This is a genomic window from Kitasatospora phosalacinea, from assembly GCF_000717185.1.
GTDB classification, from domain to species: domain Bacteria; phylum Actinomycetota; class Actinomycetes; order Streptomycetales; family Streptomycetaceae; genus Kitasatospora; species Kitasatospora phosalacinea_A.
This window is the reverse complement of the sequence record NZ_JNYE01000022.1, coordinates 47,031-67,452: the sequence shown is the minus strand read 5'-3', so window position 1 is coordinate 67,452 and position 20,422 is coordinate 47,031. Positions and strand designations below refer to the sequence as shown.

22 protein-coding genes are annotated in these 20,422 nt (G+C 73.3%); 12 read left to right on the top strand and 10 right to left on the bottom strand.

Going from position 1 to position 20,422, the window contains the following annotated elements; translation table 11 throughout:
* Positions 1 to 90 precede the first annotated feature (90 nt).
* From OO57_RS12160 to OO57_RS12150, 3 genes are all read right to left on the bottom strand, one after another.
* Positions 91 to 834 carry an adenosylcobinamide-GDP ribazoletransferase gene (locus OO57_RS12160; protein ID WP_033252412.1) on the bottom strand — a complete coding sequence of 248 codons (744 nt, stop codon included), beginning with the start codon at positions 832 to 834 and terminating at the stop codon, positions 91 to 93.
* A gap of 212 nt (positions 835 to 1,046) precedes the next feature.
* Positions 1,047 to 2,165 carry a nicotinate-nucleotide--dimethylbenzimidazole phosphoribosyltransferase gene (locus OO57_RS12155; protein WP_033252394.1) on the bottom strand — a complete coding sequence of 373 codons (1,119 nt, stop codon included), beginning with the start codon at positions 2,163 to 2,165 and terminating at the stop codon, positions 1,047 to 1,049.
* Between the two features lie 11 nt (positions 2,166 to 2,176).
* Entirely contained in the window at positions 2,177 to 2,737 is a 561-nt protein-coding gene (locus OO57_RS12150; RefSeq protein ID WP_051777334.1) for a bifunctional adenosylcobinamide kinase/adenosylcobinamide-phosphate guanylyltransferase, read from the bottom strand.
* A 92-nt stretch (positions 2,738 to 2,829) separates the two neighbouring features.
* Between OO57_RS12150 and OO57_RS12145 the strand changes: the two genes are divergently transcribed.
* Positions 2,830 to 3,030: a hypothetical protein gene (locus OO57_RS12145; protein ID WP_033252393.1), complete on the top strand. Its 201-nt coding sequence runs from the start codon at positions 2,830 to 2,832 to the stop codon at positions 3,028 to 3,030.
* A gap of 29 nt (positions 3,031 to 3,059) precedes the next feature.
* On the opposite strand, the gene OO57_RS12140 is transcribed toward OO57_RS12145, so the two are convergent.
* Both OO57_RS12140 and OO57_RS12135 read right to left on the bottom strand, forming a co-directional pair.
* On the bottom strand, positions 3,060 to 3,770 hold the full coding sequence (locus OO57_RS12140; RefSeq protein ID WP_033252392.1) for a methyltransferase domain-containing protein: 711 nt from the start codon (positions 3,768 to 3,770) through the stop codon (positions 3,060 to 3,062).
* Between the two features lie 194 nt (positions 3,771 to 3,964).
* Positions 3,965 to 4,516, bottom strand: a complete 552-nt coding sequence (locus OO57_RS12135) for a DUF3043 domain-containing protein (RefSeq protein WP_033252391.1) — start codon at positions 4,514 to 4,516, stop codon at positions 3,965 to 3,967.
* Between the two features lie 255 nt (positions 4,517 to 4,771).
* Here OO57_RS12135 and OO57_RS12130 point away from each other — a divergent pair, with 255 nt between their 5' ends.
* Together OO57_RS12130 and pspAA are read left to right on the top strand one after the other, a co-directional pair.
* On the top strand, positions 4,772 to 5,560 hold the full coding sequence (locus OO57_RS12130) for a PspA/IM30 family protein (protein WP_081973625.1): 789 nt from the start codon (positions 4,772 to 4,774) through the stop codon (positions 5,558 to 5,560).
* Between the two features lie 31 nt (positions 5,561 to 5,591).
* Positions 5,592 to 5,885 carry a PspA-associated protein PspAA gene (gene pspAA / locus OO57_RS12125; RefSeq protein ID WP_033252389.1) on the top strand — a complete coding sequence of 98 codons (294 nt, stop codon included), beginning with the start codon at positions 5,592 to 5,594 and terminating at the stop codon, positions 5,883 to 5,885.
* Positions 5,886 to 5,984: 99 nt separating this feature from the next.
* Here the strand turns inward: pspAA and nadA are convergent, their stop codons facing one another.
* Positions 5,985 to 7,166, bottom strand: a complete 1,182-nt coding sequence (gene nadA, locus OO57_RS12120; protein WP_033252388.1) for a quinolinate synthase NadA — start codon at positions 7,164 to 7,166, stop codon at positions 5,985 to 5,987.
* Between the two features lie 181 nt (positions 7,167 to 7,347).
* On the opposite strand from nadA, the gene OO57_RS12115 reads away from it, so the two are divergent.
* The 3 genes from OO57_RS12115 to OO57_RS12105 all read left to right on the top strand — a co-directional run bounded on the left by OO57_RS12115 (position 7,348) and on the right by OO57_RS12105 (position 10,337).
* Positions 7,348 to 8,274: an NADP-dependent oxidoreductase gene (locus OO57_RS12115; RefSeq protein WP_199811244.1), complete on the top strand. Its 927-nt coding sequence runs from the start codon at positions 7,348 to 7,350 to the stop codon at positions 8,272 to 8,274.
* An 88-nt stretch (positions 8,275 to 8,362) separates the two neighbouring features.
* Positions 8,363 to 8,824, top strand: coding sequence for an Lrp/AsnC family transcriptional regulator (locus OO57_RS12110; protein ID WP_051777331.1), 462 nt, complete (start codon positions 8,363 to 8,365; stop codon positions 8,822 to 8,824).
* A gap of 145 nt (positions 8,825 to 8,969) precedes the next feature.
* Complete coding sequence (locus OO57_RS12105) at positions 8,970 to 10,337, top strand: pyridoxal phosphate-dependent decarboxylase family protein (RefSeq protein ID WP_106973965.1); 1,368 nt, start codon at positions 8,970 to 8,972, stop codon at positions 10,335 to 10,337.
* Positions 10,338 to 10,374: 37 nt separating this feature from the next.
* Here the strand turns inward: OO57_RS12105 and OO57_RS12100 are convergent, their stop codons facing one another.
* Positions 10,375 to 11,256: a GNAT family N-acetyltransferase gene (locus OO57_RS12100; RefSeq protein WP_033252386.1), complete on the bottom strand. Its 882-nt coding sequence runs from the start codon at positions 11,254 to 11,256 to the stop codon at positions 10,375 to 10,377.
* A gap of 207 nt (positions 11,257 to 11,463) precedes the next feature.
* On the opposite strand from OO57_RS12100, the gene erpA reads away from it, so the two are divergent.
* On the top strand, positions 11,464 to 11,817 hold the full coding sequence (gene erpA / locus OO57_RS12095; RefSeq protein ID WP_033219641.1) for an iron-sulfur cluster insertion protein ErpA: 354 nt from the start codon (positions 11,464 to 11,466) through the stop codon (positions 11,815 to 11,817).
* Between the two features lie 95 nt (positions 11,818 to 11,912).
* Here erpA and OO57_RS12090 read toward each other — a convergent pair whose 3' ends face one another.
* Both OO57_RS12090 and OO57_RS12085 read right to left on the bottom strand, forming a co-directional pair.
* Positions 11,913 to 12,533 (bottom strand): hypothetical protein, encoded by a 621-nt coding sequence (locus OO57_RS12090; RefSeq protein ID WP_033252385.1) that lies wholly within the window; start codon positions 12,531 to 12,533, stop codon positions 11,913 to 11,915.
* A 104-nt stretch (positions 12,534 to 12,637) separates the two neighbouring features.
* Complete coding sequence (locus OO57_RS12085; protein WP_033252384.1) at positions 12,638 to 12,856, bottom strand: hypothetical protein; 219 nt, start codon at positions 12,854 to 12,856, stop codon at positions 12,638 to 12,640.
* Between the two features lie 204 nt (positions 12,857 to 13,060).
* Between OO57_RS12085 and OO57_RS12080 the strand changes: the two genes are divergently transcribed.
* Positions 13,061 to 14,038: a carbohydrate kinase family protein gene (locus OO57_RS12080; RefSeq protein ID WP_033252383.1), complete on the top strand. Its 978-nt coding sequence runs from the start codon at positions 13,061 to 13,063 to the stop codon at positions 14,036 to 14,038.
* A 46-nt stretch (positions 14,039 to 14,084) separates the two neighbouring features.
* On the opposite strand, the gene OO57_RS12075 is transcribed toward OO57_RS12080, so the two are convergent.
* Positions 14,085 to 15,500, bottom strand: coding sequence for a cysteine desulfurase/sulfurtransferase TusA family protein (locus tag OO57_RS12075; protein WP_033252382.1), 1,416 nt, complete (start codon positions 15,498 to 15,500; stop codon positions 14,085 to 14,087).
* Positions 15,501 to 15,865: 365 nt separating this feature from the next.
* On the opposite strand from OO57_RS12075, the gene coxB reads away from it, so the two are divergent.
* The 4 genes from coxB (at position 15,866) to OO57_RS12055 (ending at position 20,386) form a co-directional block, all read left to right on the top strand.
* Positions 15,866 to 16,726, top strand: coding sequence for a cytochrome c oxidase subunit II (gene coxB / locus OO57_RS12070; RefSeq protein ID WP_033252381.1), 861 nt, complete (start codon positions 15,866 to 15,868; stop codon positions 16,724 to 16,726).
* Positions 16,723 to 18,501, top strand: coding sequence for a cytochrome c oxidase subunit I (gene ctaD / locus OO57_RS12065; RefSeq protein ID WP_033252380.1), 1,779 nt, complete (start codon positions 16,723 to 16,725; stop codon positions 18,499 to 18,501). Before coxB ends, ctaD begins: the two co-directional genes overlap by 4 nt.
* On the top strand, positions 18,498 to 18,914 hold the full coding sequence (locus tag OO57_RS12060) for a cytochrome c oxidase subunit 4 (RefSeq protein WP_033252379.1): 417 nt from the start codon (positions 18,498 to 18,500) through the stop codon (positions 18,912 to 18,914). The genes ctaD and OO57_RS12060 overlap by 4 nt, the downstream gene beginning before the upstream one ends.
* Positions 18,915 to 19,144: 230 nt before the next feature.
* Positions 19,145 to 20,386 (top strand): L,D-transpeptidase family protein, encoded by a 1,242-nt coding sequence (locus tag OO57_RS12055; RefSeq protein WP_033252378.1) that lies wholly within the window; start codon positions 19,145 to 19,147, stop codon positions 20,384 to 20,386.
* The last annotated feature ends 36 nt before the right edge of the window (positions 20,387 to 20,422 follow it).

Sequence of the window (20,422 nt, the reverse complement as noted above, 5' to 3'; positions counted from 1 at the left end):
CCGCCTGCCCCGTGCACGAACCGCCGCGACCCGTGACGGTGCGTGAGTTCGTGCACGGCAAGGGAGTTGACGCCGACTCGGGACGGCTGCTCACAGCAGCGCGGCCGCCACCAGCGCCGACGTCGCCGCCGTCTCCACCAGCGCACCCAGCACGTCCCCGGTCACGCCGCCGAACCGCCGCACGCACCGTCGCAGCAGGACGCCCGCGGCCAGCACGCCCCACAGCACCGCGACGCCCGCCTGCCAGCGCACCGCCGCCGCCGCACCGGCCACCAGCAGCGTCACCGCCACCGCCGCCGGGAGCCGCACGGTGGCCGCCACCACCGCCCCCAGCCCGCCCGGCCGGGCCGCCGGGACCGACCGCAGGCACCCCCAGGCCAGCGCCGCCCGCCCCGCCGTCGCGGCCACCGCCGCGGCCAGCGCCCCGCGCCCCGGCGAGACGGCGAACTCCCCGGCCAGCGCCGCGACCTGGGCCAGCATCAGCAGCACCAGGGTCAGCACCCCGAACGGGCCGATGTCCGACTGCTTCATGATCCGCAGGGCGTCCCCGGCCGGCTTCCCGCTGCCCAGCCCGTCCGCGACGTCCGCCACCCCGTCCAGGTGCAGCCCCCGGGTCAGCAGCGCGCCGACCGCCACCACGGCCACCCCGCCGAGCAGCCCGCCGCCGCGCCAGGCCACCAGCGCACCCGCCGCCCCGGCGAGCGCGCCCACCACCAGCCCGACCAGCGGCGCCAGCACCATCGCGGCCCCGCCCGCCGCCCGGTCCCACCGGTGCACCCGCACCCGCAGCACCGTCAACGTCCCGAACCCGAACCGCAGTCCGTCGAGCAGCAGCCCGAGCCCCGCCGGGGCCGCGGAGCCCCCGTCCGAGCGGAGCTCCCCGGCCTCCGGCCGTCCGTGCCCGTCGCTCGCTCCACGCCCCGTCAGGGGCGCGGGGAGCTGCGCGAGATCGGAAGCCGTCGACGCAGGACCCTCCGCCGAGAGCCCCTCCGCCTCCGTCGCCCCCTGCTGCGCGTGCTCGCCGTTCACCGTGCGCCCCGACGGAGTCAGTAGCGGTCCAGCAGGTCCGCGGCCGTCGGCAGCTTGGCCGGGGCCCGCGGCGGCAGCGGCTTGGGGCTCGGGACGGCGGACGGCTCGGCCAGGGTGTCCCCGGCGGCCTGCAGCAGCGGCAGCGCCAGCACCGCGCCGACGCCCTCGCCCATGGTGACGCCCGCCTCGTGCAGCGGCGTCAGGGTCAGCCGGTCGTACGCCTTGGCCTGGGCGGGCTCGCCGGTGAGCGAGGCCGCCCGCCACCACTCGGGGGCCCGGAAGGCGATCCGCTGGGCGACCAGCGCGCAGGCCGCCGAGACCACGCCGTCCAGGACGACCGGGAGCTTGCGGACGGCCGCCTGCAGCAGGAAGCCGGTGATCGCGGCGAAGTCGGCGCCGCCGGTCGCGGCCAGCAGCGCGAGCTGGTCGCCGAGCACCGGGCGGGCCCGGCGCAGCGCGTCCCGGACGGTGGCGCACTTGACCATCCAGGTGCGGTCGTCGACGCCCGAGCCGCGGCCGGTGACGGCGGCGGCGTCGGTGCCGCAGAGCGCACCGACCAGCACGGCGGCGACGGTGGTCGAGCCGACGCCCAGGTCGCCGAGCAGCACCAGGTCGGTGCCCGCGTCGGCCTCCTCGTCGGCGACGGCCATGCCGGCCCGGAATGCCCGGGCGGCCTCGTCCGCGCTCAGCGCGTCCTCGACGTCGATCCGGCCGGAACCGCGGCGCACCCGGTGGCGGACGACCTCCTCGGGGAACTCGTTCGGGTCGGCGTCCACCGCGACGTCGACCACCCGGACGTCCGCCCCGTAGCGGCGGGCCAGCACGGCGACCGGCGCGGTGCCGTCCAGCACGGCGCGGACCCGGTCCGCGGTGCCGCCGCGGGCGTCCAGGGTGGAGACGCCCAGCGAGGCGACGCCGTGGTCGGCGGCGAACAGCAGCACCCGGGCACCGGTCAGCGGGCGGACCGGCGCCTCGCCCCGGGCGGACGCCAGCCAGGCGCCCAGCTCCTGGAGCCGACCGAGGCCGCCGCGCGGCACGGCCAGTTGCTGCCAGCGCTCCTCGGCGCCGCGCCGCGCACCCTCGTCGGGCCGTTCGACGAGTGAGGAGAAAGTGTCGAGATCCACGGTGGTGTCCATCGCTCGGCAATCTACACGGCCGCCGCTTTGACGGTCAGCACCTGTCCGGCGACCACCAGCAGCACCTGTTCGGAGGCGTCGGCGACCGCCATGTTGAGCCGTCCGAGGGTGTCCCGGAAGCGCCGTCCGGCGGCGGTGGCGGGCACCACGCCCATCCCGACCTCGTTGGAGACCGCGACCGCCTCCCGTCCCGTCCCGGCCCAGGCGGCGGCCAGCGCCGCGCAGCGCGCCTCCACCGCCTCCTGGCCGCCGCCGAACCACACCGCGTCCTCCCAGGCCCCGCACTCGTCCATCACCGCGGTCAGCCACAGCGCCAGGCAGTCGATCAGCACCGGCGCCCGGTCCGCGCCGTCCGCCAGCACCTCCTCCAGCGCGCAGGTCTCGGCGGTCCGCCAGGACGCGGGGCGCCGGGCCCGGTGCAGGTCGACCCGCCGGGCCCAGTCGAGGTCGCCGTCCCGGCGGCCGGAGGTGGCCACGTACAGCACGTCGGGGCGGTCGGCGAGCAGCAGCTCGGCCCGGGTGGACTTGCCGGAGCGGGCGCCGCCGAGGAGCAGGGTGCGGGGGAGAGCCATGCGATCATCCTGCCGGACGGAGCTTCGCCCCCGCGCCGGGTGGGCACGCTACCGTCACGATCCCAGTGGCACGATTCGCGGAGGAGCCCGGCATGGTGTGGACCTGGCGGTACGAGAAGAGCGACGGCACCGTGGTGGAGCCGGCCAACGGCGTCGAGGAGTTCTCCAGCCAGGGCGACGCGGAGTCCTGGATCGGCGAGGAGTGGAAGGCCCTGCTGGAGGACGGCGTGGACCGGGTCGTCCTGGTCGAGGACGGGCGGGACGTCTACCCGATGAGCCTGCACGAGGCCTGAGGCCCGCCCAGCCGCCCGCCGCCGCCCGGCTACTTCTCGGCGACGACGTGCAGCAGCGCGGCGACCTGCCGGTACGGGTCCTGCTTGCCGGCCCGCTCCTCGGCGTCGAGCAGCTGGGCGAGCTGCCGGCCGTCGACCGGCGCCGCCTCGTCCGGCATGGTGTCGGTGAAGACCCGCACGCCGTACCAGCGGCGGACCGGGACGGCGAACCCGGCGAGCGTGCCGGAGAGTTCGGCGAGGCGGTCGGCCCGGGCGGGCAGGCCGAGGCGGTTGGTGTAGCGGGTGGAGTCGAAGGACTCCTGGCAGGCCCGCCAGTCGCCGGTCAGCCCGGCCCGCATGGCCAGCGCGTCGCCGTTGCGGACCAGCAGCGAGAGCAGGCCGCCGGGGGCCAGGATCCGCGCCACCGAGGCCAGCATCGGCTCCGGGTCCGGCAGGGACATCAGGGTGCCGTGGCAGAGCACCAGGTCGAAGCTGCGCGGGCCGAACCAGCGGCCGACCTGGTGGCCGTCGCCGGTCAGCAGCTGGACGCGTTCGCGGACCTCCGGCGGCTCGGCGCACAGCGCCTGGTGGGCCAGGCCCAGGGTGCCCTGGTCGGGGTCGATGCCGGTGACGAAGTGCCCGGCCCGGGCCAGCCGCAGCGCCTGGGTGCCCTCGGCGCAGCCGACGTCCAGCACCCGCAGCGCGACGCCGCGGGTGAGCTGCTCGGCGAGCTGCCGGGTGACCAGCTCCTGGCGGACCAGGTTGTGCAGCCCGCCGTGCCGCTCCAGCCACTCGCCGGCCCCGCTGTGGTACGGCCCGCCGCGGGCCGGCAGCCGCCCGTACCGGCCCTGCGGCGCGTACCCGTAGCCGTGCTGCGGGGGGATGCCCGGTGCGCCGAGGGCCCCGACCGGCTGCTGCGCGGGCGGGGCCCAGTACGGCGGAACGGCTTCCGCGGTCAGGGCCGCTCGCCCCGCTTGACCACCGGCTTGGGCAGCCGCAGCCGGCGCATCTGCAGGGTGCGCATCAGGCCGTACATGACCGCGCCGCGGGTGTCCTGGTCGGGGAAGCGCTGGGCCAGCGACTTGCGCAGCTGGAAGCCGATCCGGACGAAGTCCAGGATGACCACCACGAAGAAGACCATGAACAGCAGCGTGGAGAGCAGCTGCAGGTAGCCGATCTTGGTGATGCTGAGCACCAGCACCACGACCGCGTACGGCAGGAAGAACTCGGCCGCGGCCCAGCGGGAGTCGATGAAGTCGCGGACGTAGCGCCGCACCGGGCCCTTGTCGCGCGGCGGCAGGGCGCGCTCGTCGCCCTCCAGCAGCGCGGTGCGCTGCTTCTCGCGCTCCGCGCGCATCCGCTCGCGGGCCTGCTTGGCGGCCTCCTTGCGGTCCTTGGGGACGGTCACCCGGGTCTTCCGGTTGGCCTCGGCCTCACTGCGCTTGGGCGTGGGCCGACCCTTGGGAGCCTGCGGGTCACGGGCCGACTTCTCGTCCTCCTTCGTCATGGTGACGGTGGAGGAGGAGGCGGCGGATTCATCAGAGCGGCGTCGAAACACACTCCCAGCGTACGGGTTGACCGGCGCCTTTCCGGCGCGACCCCGGACGCGAACCGATATCGATCGTGAGGACGATGCCGAACCGCCGCCCGCTGTAGCAGCATTGTTGCAGGCTGGTGCACTGCGCCGGTGGCCTCACCGCGCATACACTCGACCTGTCACGAGACGCAAACCCAGGCCCGAAGAAGGGGGCTATCGAGGCCCATGAGCGACGGAATCATGAAGCGTATGGGGCTGATCTTCCGCTCCAAGGCGAACAAGGCCTTGGACCGGGCGGAGGACCCGCGCGAAACGCTCGACTACTCCTACCAGAAGCAGCTGGAACTGCTGCAGAAGGTGCGCAGGGGCGTCGCCGACGTGGCCACCTCCCGCAAGCGCCTGGAACTCCAGCTGACCCAGCTCCAGCAGCAGTCCGCCAAGTACGAGGACCAGGGCCGCAAGGCGCTGTCCCTCGGCCGCGAGGACCTCGCCCGCGAGGCGCTCAGCCGCAAGGCCAACCTGCAGTCCCAGATCACCGACCTGGAGACGCAGTACCAGGCCCTGCAGGGCGAGGAGGAGAAGCTCACGCTCGCCTCCCAGCGCCTCCAGGCCAAGGTGGACGCCTTCCGCACCAAGAAGGAGACCATCAAGGCCACCTACACCGCCGCCCAGGCGCAGACCCGGATCGCCGAGTCCTTCTCCGGCATCTCCGAGGAGATGGGCGACGTCGGCCTGGCGATCCAGCGCGCGGAGGACAAGACCGCGCAGATGCAGGCCCGCGCGGGCGCGATCGACGAGCTGCTGGCCTCCGGCGCGCTCGACGACGCCAGCGGCCTCGGCCGCAAGGACGACATCGAGGCCGAGCTGGAGCGGGTGGCCGGCTCCGGCGACGTCGAGCTGGAGCTGGCCCGGATGAAGGCCGAGCTGACCGGTGGCACCCCCGCCTCCCAGCCGCAGGCGATCGAGCAGGGGAAGAACGACACCCCGCCGCCCACCATCAACTACCAGAAGTAAGCCCGCGAGCAACAAGGGGAGAAGCACCAGCATGATCATGCGGGTCTTGGGTGAGGGGCAGTTCGAGGTCGCGGAGGCCGACCTGAACCGGCTGAACCAGCTGGACGACGAGCTGCTCCAGGCCGTCGAGACGGGCGACGAGGCGGCCTTCCGGTCCGCGCTCGGCAGCCTGCTCGCGACCGTTCGCGAGGTCGGCACGCCGCTCCCGGCGGAGTCGCTGGAGCCGTCGGACCTGATCCTGCCGGACGCCGAGGCGTCCCTGGAGCAGGTCCGCGAGCTGCTGCGCGACGAGGGCGACGGCCTGATCCCCGGACTCCCGGAGTAGTTCGGGCGCCACACGTGACGAGAGGGCGGGCACCCCGGTGGGGTGCCCGCCCTCTTGTTCGCCCTCCCGCACGCCCGCGGCGGGCCGCGGGGCGGATCGTTACGGCAGGGCCAGCATCCGGTCCAGCGCCGCCTTGGCGTGCTTCTCGGTCTCGGCGTCCACCGTGATCACGTTCGGCACCCGGCCCTCGGCCAGCGACTCCAGCGCCCAGACCAGGTGCGGCAGGTCGATCCGGTTCATGGTCGAGCAGAAGCACACGGTGCGGTCGAGGAAGACGACCTCCTTGTCCGGGTGCGCCTTGGCCAGGCGGCGGACCAGGTTCAGCTCGGTGCCGATCGCCCACTTCGAGCCGGGCTCGGCGGCGTCCAGCGCCTTGATGATGTACTCGGTCGAGCCCACCATGTCGGCGGCGGTGACCACCTCGTGCCTGCACTCCGGGTGCACCAGCACGGTCACGCCCGGGATCCGCTCGCGGACCTCGTTCACCGACTCCACGCTGAAGCGGCCGTGCACCGAGCAGTGGCCGCGCCACAGGATCATCTTCGCGTCCCGCAGCTGCTCGGCGGTCAGGCCGCCGTTCGGCTTGTGCGGGTTGTAGAGCACGCACTCGTCCAGGGAGATGCCCATCTCCAGCACCGCGGTGTTGCGCCCCAGGTGCTGGTCCGGCAGGAACAGCACCTTCTGCCCCTGCTCGAAGGCCCACTCCAGGGCGCGCTTCGCGTTGGAGGAGGTGCAGATGGTGCCGCCGTGCTTGCCGGTGAACGCCTTGATGTCGGCCGAGGAGTTCATGTACGACACCGGCACGGTGGCGTCCGCGACGCCCGCCTCGGTCAGCACGTCCCAGCACTCGGCGACCTGCTCGGCGGTGGCCATGTCGGCCATCGAGCAGCCCGCCGCGAGGTCCGGCAGGACGACCTGCTGGCGCTCGGAGGTGAGGATGTCGGCGGACTCGGCCATGAAGTGCACGCCGCAGAACACGATGTACTCGGCCTCCGGGCGGGCCGCCGCGTCCCGGGCCAGCTTGAACGAGTCGCCGGTGACGTCGGCGAACTCGATGACCTCGTCGCGCTGGTAGTGGTGGCCCAGGATGAAGACCCGGTCGCCGAGCTTCTCCTTCGCGGCGCGGGCGCGCGCCACCAGGTCGGGGTCGGAGGCGGCGGGCAGGTCGCCGGGGCACTCCACGCCGCGCTCGCTGTTCGGGTCGGCCTCCCGGCCGAGCAGCAGCAGGGCGAGCGGGGAGGGGGCGGGGTCGGTGCCGTAGGTCTCGGTCGTGGTGGTCACGGGCGGCTGCCCTCCTGGTGCGGCCGGATCAACACCAGCCTTCTCGTCTATCTGACGCTATCTATGATAACCGGTTGTCGTCAGTCTGACGATGGCCGATTCGTCGATGTGACGAGAACCGCTCACCAGGATGGATGCTTCCGACGCGAGGACCCGCCGTGCCGTCCGGTTGGCTGGGGGCATGAAGGCAATCGCGATCCACCGCTACGGCGGCCCCGACGTGGTCGAGTACACCGAGCTCCCCGACCCGAAGGTCGGCCCCGACACCGTACTCGTCCGCACCCGCGCGGTCGGCGTCAACCCCGTCGACTGGAAGATCCGCGAGGGGCACCTCGACGGCGTCCTCGACGCGCACTTCCCCCTGGTCATGGGCTTCGACCTGGCCGGCACCGTCCAGGCCGTCGGCGGCGCCGTCACCGAGTACGCCCCCGGCGACGAGGTCATCGGCTACGTCCGCAAGGACGTCATCGAGCACGGCACCTACGCCGAACTCGTCGCCGCCCCCGTCCGCACCCTGGCCCGCAAACCCGCCGCCCTCGACTGGGCCGAGGCCGGCGGGCTGCCCACCGCCGGACTCACCGCCCAGCAGGCCCTGGTCGGGGCGCTCGGACTGCGCCGCGGCGAGACCGTGCTGATCCACGCCGCGGCCGGCGGCGTCGGCTCGATCGCCTGCCAGGTCGCCACCGCCCTCGGCGCCCGGGTCATCGGCACCGCCGGGGAGCACAACCACACCTTCCTGCGCGGCCTGGGCGTCGAACCCGTCCAGTACGGCCCCGGCCTCGCCGAACGCGTCCGCGCCCTGGCCCCCGACGGCGTCGACGCCGCCCTCGACCTGATCGGCGGCGACGCCGTCGAGGTCTCGACCGGCCTGCTCAAGGACCCCACCCGGGTCGCCTCCGTGGTCGACTACACCGTCACCGCCCGCGGCGGCCGCTACGTCTTCACCCGCCCCGACCCCGAGGACCTCGCCACCGTCGCCCGGCTCGCCGAGGACGGCCTGCTCACCGTCCCCGTCGCCTCCACCTTCCCGCTCAGCCAGGCCGCCTCCGCCCAGGCCCTCAACGCCGAGGGCCGCACCCGCGGCAAGATCGTCCTACTGGTGGACTGACCCGCCCGCGGCGTCCGCGAGAATGGGGCCCGCGGAACCGTCCCCTCCGGCCCGCCGCCCTCACCCGCACCGCCCGTGGAGCCCCGCCATGAGTACCCACCGGCCGCCCGGCCCCGGCCCGGCGGCGCTCGACGACACCGACCGCCTGCTGATCGAGCACCTCGGCCGCGACGGCCGCGCCTCCTACGCCGAGATCGGGCTGCTCACCAACCTCTCCGCCACCGCCGTCCGCCGCCGGATCGACCGGCTGCGGGCGCGCGGCGTGGTCCGCGGCTTCACCGTCGTCCTCGACCCCGACCTGCTCGACTGGCACACCGAGGCCTTCGTCGAGGTCTACTGCCGCGCCCGCACCTCGCCCGAGGAACTGCTCGCCACCCTGCGCCAGTTCCCCGAGGTCGCCGCCGCCTGGACGGTCACCGGCGACCCCGACGCCCTCGTCCACCTGCGCGCCGCCGACACCCGCCACCTGGAAGCCGTCATCGAACGCATCCGCAAGGAGCCCGGCGTCCAGCGCAGCCGCTCCTCCGTGGTCCTCTCCCGGCTCCTGTGACCCACCCGGCGCAGCTTTCCTGCGCGCCCCCGCCCGAACACGCAGGAAACCCGCCCCGGAGGGCCGCGTTCCGACGCGCGCCCGCCGACCCCCGCTGCCTACGCTGATCACGACCCCAGCACCGCCCGCAGCGAAGAGGACACCCGTGTACGCAGCACCCGACCGCATGCACAAGCCGGACAACGAGCTGGTCGACCTCGTCTTCGACTACATGCGCGAACGCCTGCAGTACGACCCCGTCCCGCTCGACCACCCCGGCGACGGCGCCCACCTGCGCGAGGCCCTCGCCGGGCTGCTGAACGACCACGGCAACCACCCCGCCGACGTCCTCAAGCTCTACGACCACGAGCTCTCCCGCGCCGTCATCTCCGCCGACAGCCCGCGCTACCTCTCCTTCATCCCCTGCGCCCCCACCAAGGCCGCCCTGCTCTTCGACATGGTCGTCTCCTGCGCCTCCCTGCAGGGCATCTCCTGGCTGGAGGCGGCCGGCGCGATCGCCGCCGAGAACCAGGTCCTGCGCCTGATAGCGGACCGGGCCGGCCTGCCCGCGAGCGCCGGCGGCACCTTCGTCTCCGGCGGCTCGGCCGGCAACCTCTCCGCGCTGGTCGTCGCCCGCGACACCGCGAGGCGCCGCCTGGGCGTCGGACCGGAGGCCCGGCTGCGGATCGCCGTCGCCGACCAGGTCCACTCCTCGGTCAAGAACACCTTCAACATCATCGGCGTCGAACCCTTCCCCGTCCCCGCCGTCGACCGCCGCCTGACCGGCGCCGCCCTGCGCGCCGCCCTCGCCGCCGACCCCCACCCCGAGACCGTGATCGCCGTCGTCGGCACCGCGGGCACCACCAACGAGGGCATCGTCGACGACCTGGCCGGCATCGCCGAGGTCGCCCGCGAGCACGGCCTCTGGTTCCACGTCGACGGCGCGTACGGCGGCGCCGGGCTCTTCGCCCCCTCCGTCCGCCACCGCTACGACGGCATCGAGCACGCCGACAGCTTCGTCGTCGACCCGCACAAGTGGCTGTTCGCCCCGTTCGACTGCGCCGCCCTGCTCTACCGCGAACCGCGCCTGGCCCGCGCCGTCCACACCCAGGACGCCTCCTACCTGGACGTCCTGCACACCGAGGGCGACGAGTGGAACCCCACCGACTACGCCTACCACCTCACCCGCCGCGCCCGCGGCCTCCCGCTCTGGTTCTCCCTCGCCGTCCACGGCGTCCAGGCCTACACCGACGCCATCGAGGCCGGCCTGCGCCTGGCCCGCGACACCGCGCAGCTGATCCGCGACGCCGACCACCTCGAACTCCTCCACGACCCGCAGCTCTCCGCCGTCTGCTTCCGCCGCAAGGGCTGGACCCACGACGACTACTACCGCTGGTCCCGGCAGCTCCTCGCCGACCAGACCGGCTTCGTCACCCCCACCGGCTGGGACGGCGAGACCGTCGCCCGCTTCGCCTTCCTGCACCCGGGGACCACGATGGAGACGGTCCGGGAGATCCTCGACACCATGCGGTGAGAAGAGCCTCGCCGTTCCCCGAGCCCCTGGTTCCGCCTCACAGGTAGCCCCCGTTGGGGACGTACGGCGCAGGCGGCCGCATCCCGCGCAGGCCCAGGTAGCCGCGGGTGGACAGCGACAGGCCCAGGTCGAGGCCCGCGTCCACCGCCCACTCCTGCTCGGCGGTCAGGAAGGAGACGCTCGCCTCCGTCCCGACCGGCACCCGGGAGAGCGCCTCGCGCAGCAGCCGGGCCGCGATCCGCTTGGAGGTCGCGGCGAGCAGCTGCACCTCGCCGCCGTCCCGGTAGCAGTAGCCCGTCCCGGCCAGGGTGTCCGCGACCAGCAGCTCCTCGAAGTGCGCCAGCATGAACGCGTGGTCCGGCCCGTGCGCCGCGCCCCGCAGGCGGCGGTCGACCGAGTCGAGCAGGTGCAGGTGCGTCGCGTTGCCCGCGTGCACCGGGATCTCGCCCGGGTCCAGCAGCCGCTCCCGGTCGACCTGCCCGGTCAGCCGCATCGTCGGGTGCAGGGTGAACCCGGCCCGCCGGTAGCGCCGGGCCGCCGCCGGGGACGGCGAGGCGCACAGCATGCCGCGCAGGCAGCCGCGTCCGTACGCGGTGGCCCGCTCCAGCAGCAGCCGGCCCACGCCCTGCCCCTGCGCGGCGGGCAGCACCACGAACAGCGGCAGCACCCACACCCCCTCGCGGCGCAGCGACAGCGCCGCCCCGACGGCCTCGCCGTCCTGCTCGGCGATCCAGCACCCCTGCGGGTCGGTGACCGCCAGGTGCCGGACGCGGGCCGCGCCGCGGATCCCGCGCCGGACGTCCGCCGGGGTCTCCGGGTCGTTCGGCGGTCGGCCGTCCAGATCGCGGAAGGCGGTCCGGGCGATCCGGTCCACGGCCCCGGCGTCGTCCGCGGTGTCCCTGAGCTGACGAATGATCACCCCTCACATCCTGCTACCGCCCGGTGCGCGGGCGGTAGCGGTTCGCGGAAGTGGGCGGTGACCCGCTGCTCCCGGTGTGCGAGCATGGGGTACGTGGGGGAGTGGGCGACGAAAAATGTCCCCCGAACGCACCACCTCCCGGAAATGAATCCGGGGGGCCGCTGGTTGGCACTGGCGGATCACCGTCGTCACAGACCGGGAGTAAGCATGACCGTCCAGGACGAGACCACCGTCGAGAGTGGCATTCTCCTCACCGATGCCGCCGCGGCCAAGGTCAAGGGCCTGCTGGAGCAGGAAGGCCGCGACGACCTCTCGCTGCGCGTCGCCGTGCAGCCCGGCGGCTGCTCGGGCCTGCGCTACCAGCTGTTCTTCGACGAGCGTTCGCTGGACGGCGACGTCGTCAAGGACTTCAACGGTGTCAAGGTCGTCACCGACCGGATGAGCGCCCCCTACCTGGGCGGCGCCACCGTCGACTTCGTGGACACCATCGAGAAGCAGGGCTTCACGATCGACAACCCGAACGCCACCGGCTCCTGCGCCTGCGGCGACTCGTTCAGCTAAGCCCCAGCAGGCTCGGCACGCGCCGAGGGCGGCTCCCCAGCACGGGGGAGCCGCCCTCGCGGCGTTCCGGGCGCGGTGACCGCGGTCACCGCGGCTCAGCGCGGGTCGCCGCCCGCGACGCCGGCCTGCGGCGGCACCTGCTCGCCCGTCGCGGTGTCGACCACGCCGCCGCCGGTCATCGGCTCCGACAGCGTGACGCCGACCTCCTGCTCCTTGACCACCTGCGGGCAGGCCTTGCCGGGCTCCGCGGTCTGGGTGATCACCACCCGCAGCCGCACCACCGGCGGGGCGTCCTCCTCGACCCGGACGCCGTACTTGTCGCAGATCCCGGCGGTGAAGAACACCGTCAGCCGGGTCGGGCCGTCCTGCCGGTAGCCGGTCGCGGGGATCTTCACCGCGGTCGGCGGGCGCTCGCCGACGGCTATCCCGGGCGTGGTCGACTGCGGCGCCGAGGGCTGCGGGCTCGCGGCCGCGGACGGGCTCGACTCCGCCGGGGCGGACGCGGACGCGGAGGGCGAGGCGGCGGCGGACGGCGAGACGACGGGGCTGCCGGGGACCGGGCTGACGGCCGCTCCCGACGAGGGCCCGGCGGCGGCCCCGCCGGAGCTGCCGCACGCGGTCAGCAGGCCGGCCGCGAGGGCCGCACCGGCGAGCGCGGCGGCCGCCCGGCGCGCGCGGGGGGTCTTGGTGGAGACGGCTGCGGTGCTGTCGTCCATGGTCTGCGTTCCTCCCGAGGGTCGTGCGGCACCGCCGGGAGCGGCACCGCGCGGGTTTGACGTGCCCCGGAGGAAACCGGTTCCGCGGAGGAAGGCCGGGACCCCTAGCCGCCGTACTCCGGCATGCCCGCGACCACCCGGCGCGCCGCCACCGGCACCCGGACGACCGGCGCGGGCGGGGCGGAGGCCGCCGGGAGCGGACCGGCGACCGGCCAGAACCGGCCCATCCGGCGCGAGGAGTCCAGCAGTTCGGCCAGCGTCTCGGACTCGGGGGCCTCGGGGCGGCGGCCCGGCAGCCACCCGGAGGACTGATCGATCACCATGCGCGAACCAGCTCCGATCGCCGTGCCGCGGCCACGGCGCCGCGGACTGGGCGGGGGCCGCGTCCGGCCCCCGTACTGGCGACCCTAGGCCGATGCGCGGCCGGAAGACAGCCTTACCGACCGGTAGCACCCCGTCGGTCCGGGTACCGTAGGCGGGTTGTTGCCCCCAGCTCCGGCCACGGCCGGGCCGCCAGAGGAGACCTCGTGCGCATCGCCGTCGCCGGCTCGATCGCCACCGACCACCTGACGACCTTCCCCGGACGCTTCTCCGACCAGCTGGTGCCCGAGCAGCTGCACACGGTCTCGCTGTCCTTCCTGGTCGACACCCTGGACATCCGCCGCGGCGGGGTCGGCCCCAACATCGCCTTCGGCATGGGCGTGCTGGGCCTGAACCCGATCCTGGTCGGCGCGGCCGGCGGCGACTTCGCCGAGTACCGCAGCTGGCTCGACCGGCACGGCGTGGACACCGACTCGGTGCACATCTCGGAGACCCGGCACACCGCCCGTTTCATGTGCACCACCGACCAGGACCACAACCAGATCGCGTCGTTCTACACCGGCGCGATGGCCGAGGCCCGCAACATCGAGCTCCAGCCGATCGCCGACCGGGTCGGCGGCCTCGACCTGGTCCTGATCGGCGCGGACGACCCGGCCGCGATGGTCCGCCACACCCAGGAGTGCCGCACCCGCGGCTACGCCTTCGCGGCCGACCCCTCCCAGCAGCTGGCCCGCCTGGAGGGCGAGGAGATCCGGGAGATCGTCGACGGCGCGGCCTACCTCTTCACCAACGAGTACGAGGCCGCCCTGATCGAGTCCAAGACCGGCTGGTCCGCGGACGAGATCCTGGAGCGCGTCGGCACCCGGGTCACCACCCTCGGCGCCAAGGGCGTGCGCATCCAGCGCCGCGGCGAGCCCGACGTCGTGGTCGGCTGCCCCGCCGAGGAGCGCAAGGCCGACCCGACCGGCGTCGGCGACGCCTTCCGGGCCGGCTTCCTGGCGGGCCTCTCCTGGGACCTCGGCCTGGAGCGCGCCGCCCAGGTCGGCTGCATGCTCGCCACCCTGGTGATCGAGACCGTCGGCACCCAGGAGTACGAGCTGCGCGGCGGCCACTTCCTGGAGCGCTTCGAGACGGCGTACGGCCCGGCGGCCGCGAAGGAGATCGCCTCCCGCATCGCCCGCTGAGCGGAGGGCCCGCCGGGGTCCGGCGGCAGCCCGGGCCCCTGGCGTCTCACGCCCTCCGCACCAGGTAGGCCGTGCCGCGGGCGCCCCCGTACTCCGTGGCGGGGGCCTCGCCCGCGTAGGTGTGGCCGCACATCTCGCACCAGGCGGGGATGTCGTGGCGGGCCGCCTCGTCGTCGGACAGGACGGCGACGCGGCCGCCGGGGGCGACCTCGCCGATGCGCTTGGCGAGCTCGATGACCGGGATCGGGCAGCGCTTGCCCAGGGTGTCGAGGACCAGCTCCGGCTCCGGCTCCGATCCCGCCGCCGGCTCCGCGGCCGCGGCCGGGCCGGGCGCCGGGAGGTCGAGGCCGAGCGGGGCGCGGACCTCGGCGACCACCCGGGGCAGCACGTCGAGGAAGGCGTCCACCTCGGCGCGGGTGGTGCCCGCGGGCAGCGAGACCCGGAGGTTGCCCTCGGTGAGCACGCCCATCGCGGCCAGCACGTGGCTGGGCGTCAGGGTGCTGGAGGTGCAGGAGGAGCCGGAGCTGACCGCGAAGCCCGCCCGGTCGAGCTCGGTGAGCAGCACCTCGCCGTCCACGTACAGGCAGGAGAAGGTCACGAGGTGGGGGAGCCGCAGTTCGGGGTGGCCGACCACCTCGACGGCGGGGACGAGCTGCGGGACGCGGTGGCGGACCAGGTCGACGAGCTCCCGCAGCCGGGCGTTCTCGGCCTCGGCCCCGGCCCGGACGGCGCGCAGCGAGGCCGCGGCGGCGACGATCGCCGGGACGTTGGGGAAGCCCGGCACCCGGCCGCCCTCGCGGTCGTCGGCGGGCAGCGCGGAGGAGAACCGGACGCCCTTGCGGACGGCGAGCACCCCGACGCCCGCCGGGCCGCCCCACTTGTGGGCGCTGGCGGCCAGCACCGACCAGCCCGCCGGGACGGGCAGCCGCCCGGCGCTCTGCGCGGCGTCGACCAGCAGCGGGACGTCGCCGAGCAGCGCGGCGGTCTCGGTGACCGGCTGCAGGGTGCCGACCTCGTGGTTGGCGGACTGCAGCACGGCGAGCGCGGTGTCGGGGCGCACCGCGGCGGCGAACTCCGCGGCGCCGACCCGGCCGTGGCGGTCGACCGGGACGGAGGTGGCGGCGCCGCCGTCGGCCTCCCAGCGCTCGGCGGCGTGCAGGACGGCGGAGTGCTCGACCGCGGAGTGCACCAGGTGGGCGCCGCGGCGGCGGTGGCCGCGCAGGGCGCCGAGGACGCCCAACTGGAGGGCCTGGGTGCCGGATGCGGTGAAGGCGATCTCGTCGGCCCGGGCGCCGAGCGCCTCGGCGACGGTCTCCCGGGCGGCGTCCAGCAGCATCCGGGCCTGCCGGGCGGAGCGGTGCAGCCGGGCCGGGTCGGCCCAGCCCTCGTCGAGGGCGGCGAGCAGGGCCTGCCGGGCGACGGGGTGCAGCGGGGCGGTGGAGGCGGCGTCGAAGTAGGGCACCCGGCCACCGTAGACGACGCCGCGGCTGCCCCTTACGGGGTGATTCCTCCCACCCCCGCGGGGTGGCCGACGGTCCGTCACCCGCGTGTCGTAGTACGGTCGCCCGTTCGGTCGTGAGAGGCTCGGACGTCCGCCATGACCTGCGACTCCATCCGTCCCGCGGGGGTGGTTCACCCCACGGGGTGCCGAACGGGTAGCCGGGCGGCGCGTTACCAGGGGCTGCCCGTGAGTGCCGCATAAGGATGGAGTAGCGTTTGGCCCGCATAAGCATTCAAACCGTGCCCGTGGCCGGACCGCCGAGGAGACCCTGACAACAGGCTCCTCCCGGTGGTGCGTTCGCGGGCGAGACTTCGGGAAGGCGCTACGTGAGTCCCAACGGCTCCGACCGCTCGCCGCGGCGCACGATGCGGCGGAAGCTGCCTCAGGCGCTGGCACTGGGCCTCGTCATCGCGACCGCCACCGGCTGCTCGGCCAACGACCTGCCCAGGCTTGGCCTCCCCAGTCCCGTCACCAAGGAAGGCCCGCTGGTCCTTCACATGTGGCAGGGCTCGTGGATCGCGGCCCTGGTTGTTGGTGCATTGATGTGGGGTCTGATCCTCTGGAGCGTGTTCTTCCACCGGCGCAGCCGCACCAAGGTGGAGGTCCCCGCTCAGACCCGGTACAACGTGCCCATCGAGGCGCTGTACACCGCGGTCCCCCTCGTCATCGTCTCGGTGCTGTTCTACTTCGTCGCCCGCGACGAGGCCACCCTGACGAAGGTCGACGCCAAGTCGCAGCACACCATCAACGTGGTGGGCTTCCAGTGGAGTTGGGCGTTCAACTACGAGAACTCCGAGATCCCGGACCCGGCGAGCACCACCGCCGCGTACGAGGTCGGCAGCACGGGGAACGCCCCGACGCTCTACCTGCCGATCAACGAGACCGTGAAGTTCCGGCTGACCTCCAACGACGTCATCCACGACTTCTGGCCCGTCAACTTCATGATGAAGATGGACGTCGTGCCCGGCGTGGTGAACGAGTTCCAGGTCACCCCGACCGCGCTCGGGACCTACCGCGGCAAGTGCGCCGAGCTCTGCGGCACCGACCACTCGCGGATGCTGTTCAACGTGAAGGTCGTGTCGGCCGCCGACTACGAGCAGCACCTCAAGGAGCTCCGCGACAAGGGCCAGGCCGGCGCGGTTCCCGCAGGCATCCTCCCCACCACGGGAAGTAGTGAAGAGAAGTGACCATCCTCAACGAGCCCGCCGCGGCCGGTGGGGGAGCCGGGGCCGTCACCTCGGGGACCCCGCGGGTGCGCAAGCCGGGCAACGCGATCATCAAGTGGCTGACCACCACTGACCACAAGACGATCGGCACGATGTACCTGGCGACCTCGTTCGCCTTCTTCCTGATCGGTGGCGTGCTCGCCCTGGTCATGCGCGCCGAGCTGGCCCGCCCCGGTACCCAGATCCTGTCGAACGAGCAGTTCAACCAGGCGTTCACCATGCATGGCACGATCATGCTGCTGATGTTCGCCACGCCGCTGTTCGCGGGCTTCGCCAACTGGATCATGCCGCTCCAGATCGGCGCCCCCGACGTCGCCTTCCCGCGCCTGAACATGTTCGCCTACTGGCTGTACCTGTTCGGCTCGATCATCGCGGTGGCCGGCTTCCTCACCCCGCAGGGCGCCGCCGACTTCGGCTGGTTCGCCTACTCGCCGCTGTCGGACGCGGTCCGCTCGCCGGGCATCGGCGCCGACATGTGGATCATGGGCCTGGCGTTCTCCGGCTTCGGCACCATCCTCGGCGCGGTCAACTTCATCACCACGATCATCTGCATGCGCGCGCCCGGCATGACGATGTTCCGGATGTCGATCTTCGTCTGGAACGTCCTGCTGACCGCCGTGCTGGTCCTGCTGGCCTTCCCGGTCCTCGCGGCCGCGCTGTTCGCCCTGGAGGCGGACCGCAAGTTCGGGGCGCACGTCTTCGACCCGACGAACGGCGGAGCGCTGCTCTGGCAGCACCTGTTCTGGTTCTTCGGCCACCCCGAGGTCTACATCATCGCGCTGCCGTTCTTCGGCATCGTCTCCGAGATCATCCCGGTCTTCAGCCGCAAGCCGATGTTCGGCTACTCCGGCCTGATCGCCGCGACCATCGCCATCGCCGGCCTCTCGGTGACGGTGTGGGCGCACCACATGTACGTGACCGGACAGGTGCTCCTGCCGTTCTTCTCGTTCATGACCTTCCTGATCGCCGTCCCGACCGGTGTGAAGTTCTTCAACTGGGTCGGCACCATGTGGAAGGGCTCGCTGAGCTTCGAGACCCCGATGCTCTGGACGGTCGGCTTCCTGGTCACCTTCCTGTTCGGCGGTCTGACCGGCGTGCTGCTGGCCTCGCCGCCGATCGACTTCCACGTCTCCGACTCGTACTTCGTCGTCGCGCACTTCCACTACGTGGTGTTCGGCACCGTCGTCTTCGCGATGTTCGCCGGCTTCCACTTCTGGTGGCCGAAGATGACCGGCAAGATGCTGGACGAGCGCCTCGGCAAGATCACCTTCTGGACGCTGTTCGTCGGCTTCCACGGCACCTTCCTGGTCCAGCACTGGCTGGGCGCCGAGGGCATGCCGCGCCGCTACGCCGACTACCTGGCGAGCGACGGCTTCACCACGCTGAACACCGTCTCGACCATCAGCTCGTTCCTGCTCGGCCTGTCGATCCTGCCGTTCCTCTACAACGTCTGGAAGACCGCCAAGTACGGCGAGAAGGTCGAGGTCGACGACCCGTGGGGCTACGGCCGCTCGCTGGAGTGGGCGACCTCCTGCCCGCCGCCGCGGCACAACTTCACCACCCTGCCGCGGATCCGCTCCGAGTCCCCGGCCTTCGACCTGCACCACCCGGAGATCGCCGCGCTGGACTACCTGGAGAACCACGGTGAGCCGGCCAAGCACTTCGAGGGTGTGACCCCCGCGCAGTACGACCGTCCGTCGCTGGGCAAGGGCAAGAATGAGGGTGACGCCCGATGAAGGAGCAGGGAAAGATCTTCGCCGGTCTGGCCGTGTTCGTGCTGGCGATCGCCATCACCTACATGGTCTGGACCGGTAAGTCGGACCACGGCCTGGAGGCCGCCGGCACCACCGCGCTGTTCCTGGCCTTCGGCCTGTGCGCCTTCATCGGCTTCTACCTGGCGTTCACCGCCAAGCGGGTGGACACCGGCGCGGGCGACAACCCCGAGGCCCAGGTCTCGGACGACGCCGGCGAGGTGGGCTTCTTCGCCCCGCACAGCTGGCAGCCGCTCTCCCTGGCGATCGGTGGCGCGCTGGCCTTCCTGGGCGTCATCTTCGGCTGGTGGCTGCTGTACTGGTCGATCCCGGTCATCCTGATCGGCCTGTTCGGCTGGGTCTTCGAGTTCTACCGCGGCGAGAACCAGAACCAGTAGGTTCCGGAGCGCGCCGACCGCGCGAGCCGCACGGCGGGCCGGGCACCCCCCTCGGGGGGTGCCCGGCCCCCGTCGTTCCCGGGGAGCGGCCGGGCGGTGTCCCCCGCCCGGGTTACCCGGAGTGCCGACCGGGTGACGCCTTCCTACGCTCTGAGGCAGGTTCACACCCCTGGGAGGTTCCGTTGAAGGGCTCTCGGATATCCGGCTCCAGCCGGACCGCACTGGCCGCGATGCTGGTGCTCGCCCCGGCCGCCGCCTGCTCGACCGACAGCGGCGCGCCGGAGCAGGAAACGGCCCGTCAGATCGACGTGGCCCCGCTGATCCACACCTCGGCCGCCGGGGAGAAGGCCGACCCGGCGAAGGCGTTCAGCGTCACCACGGACGGCAGCAGCAAGCTCGCCGCCGTCACCGTCACCGGACCCGACGGCCGACCGGTGGCCGGTGAGCTCGCCGCCGACCAGCAGCACTGGCGGACCACCGACCCGCTCCGGGCCGGAGCCGCGTACACCGTCAAGGTCGCGGCCGAGGACGGCAAGGGCGGCCACGGCGAGACCGACTCCACCTTCACCACCGCCGACGCGCAGCACGTCGTCACCGCCGAACTCGGCCCCGACAGCTCGGGCAGCGGCGTCTACGGCGTCGGCCAGCCGCTCACCGTCAAGCTCTCCGAGGCGGTCACCGACCCGGCGGCCCGGCAGCAGATCGAACGCGGCCTCACCGTCACCTCGCAGCCCGCCGTCACCGGCGCCTGGTACTGGGTCGACGACGAGAACCTGCACTTCCGGCCGCAGGAGTACTGGCCCGCCAACACCACCGTCGAGCTCGCCTACGACCTGCCCGGCATCCGGATATCCGACGGCGTCTACGGCGGCGAGCAGCAGAGCCTGGCCCTGCGCACCGGCGACCGGATCGAGGCGCTGGTCGACGCGGGCACCGACCAGCTGACGTACAAGCGCAACGGCGAGGTGGTGAAGACCATCCCGGTCACCACCGGCAAGCCCGGCTTCGACACCCGCAACGGCGTCAAGGTGGTGCTCGGCCAGGAGTCCGACGTCCGGATGAGCAGCGAGACGATCGGCATCGCGGCGGGCAGCAGCGAGTCCTACGACCTGGACGTGAAGTGGGCCACCCGGGTCACCTGGAGCGGCGAGTACGTCCACGCCGCGCCCTGGTCGGTGTGGGCGCAGGGCAAGGAGAACGTCAGCCACGGCTGCACCGGGATGAGCACCGACGAGGCGAAGTGGTTCTTCGACAACACCCGCGTCGGCGACATCGTGCAGGTGGTCAACAGCAAGGGCGACGAGATGGAGCCGTTCGGCAACGGCTTCGGCGACTGGAACATCGCCTTCGACGAGTACGTGAAGCACAGCGCGCTGGGCAAGCCGGTCAGCACGGCCGCCCCGGACACGGGGGTGAACGCGATGCCGAGCCCGTCGGTGAACACGGGCCCGAGCCCGAGCGCGAGCCGGTGAGGCGCCGGGACCCCGCACCCCTGACCGGGGGGTGCG

Bases quoted from the DNA above. Each gene is read 5' to 3' on its own strand.
- OO57_RS12155 (WP_033252394.1), bottom strand. From the start codon at position 2,165: ATGGACACCACCGTGGATCTCGACACTTTCTCCTCACTCGTCGAACGG.
- OO57_RS12150 (WP_051777334.1), bottom strand. From the start codon at position 2,737: ATGGCTCTCCCCCGCACCCTGCTCCTCGGCGGCGCCCGCTCCGGCAAG.
- OO57_RS12145 (WP_033252393.1), top strand. From the start codon at position 2,830: ATGGTGTGGACCTGGCGGTACGAGAAGAGCGACGGCACCGTGGTGGAG.
- OO57_RS12135 (WP_033252391.1), bottom strand. From the start codon at position 4,516: ATGACGAAGGAGGACGAGAAGTCGGCCCGTGACCCGCAGGCTCCCAAG.
- OO57_RS12130 (WP_081973625.1), top strand. From the start codon at position 4,772: ATGAGCGACGGAATCATGAAGCGTATGGGGCTGATCTTCCGCTCCAAG.
- pspAA (WP_033252389.1), top strand. From the start codon at position 5,592: ATGATCATGCGGGTCTTGGGTGAGGGGCAGTTCGAGGTCGCGGAGGCC.
- OO57_RS12115 (WP_199811244.1), top strand. From the start codon at position 7,348: ATGAAGGCAATCGCGATCCACCGCTACGGCGGCCCCGACGTGGTCGAG.
- OO57_RS12110 (WP_051777331.1), top strand. From the start codon at position 8,363: ATGAGTACCCACCGGCCGCCCGGCCCCGGCCCGGCGGCGCTCGACGAC.
- erpA (WP_033219641.1), top strand. From the start codon at position 11,464: ATGACCGTCCAGGACGAGACCACCGTCGAGAGTGGCATTCTCCTCACC.
- OO57_RS12090 (WP_033252385.1), bottom strand. From the start codon at position 12,533: ATGGACGACAGCACCGCAGCCGTCTCCACCAAGACCCCCCGCGCGCGC.
- OO57_RS12085 (WP_033252384.1), bottom strand. From the start codon at position 12,856: ATGGTGATCGATCAGTCCTCCGGGTGGCTGCCGGGCCGCCGCCCCGAG.
- OO57_RS12060 (WP_033252379.1), top strand. From the start codon at position 18,498: ATGAAGGAGCAGGGAAAGATCTTCGCCGGTCTGGCCGTGTTCGTGCTG.
- OO57_RS12055 (WP_033252378.1), top strand. From the start codon at position 19,145: ATGCTGGTGCTCGCCCCGGCCGCCGCCTGCTCGACCGACAGCGGCGCG.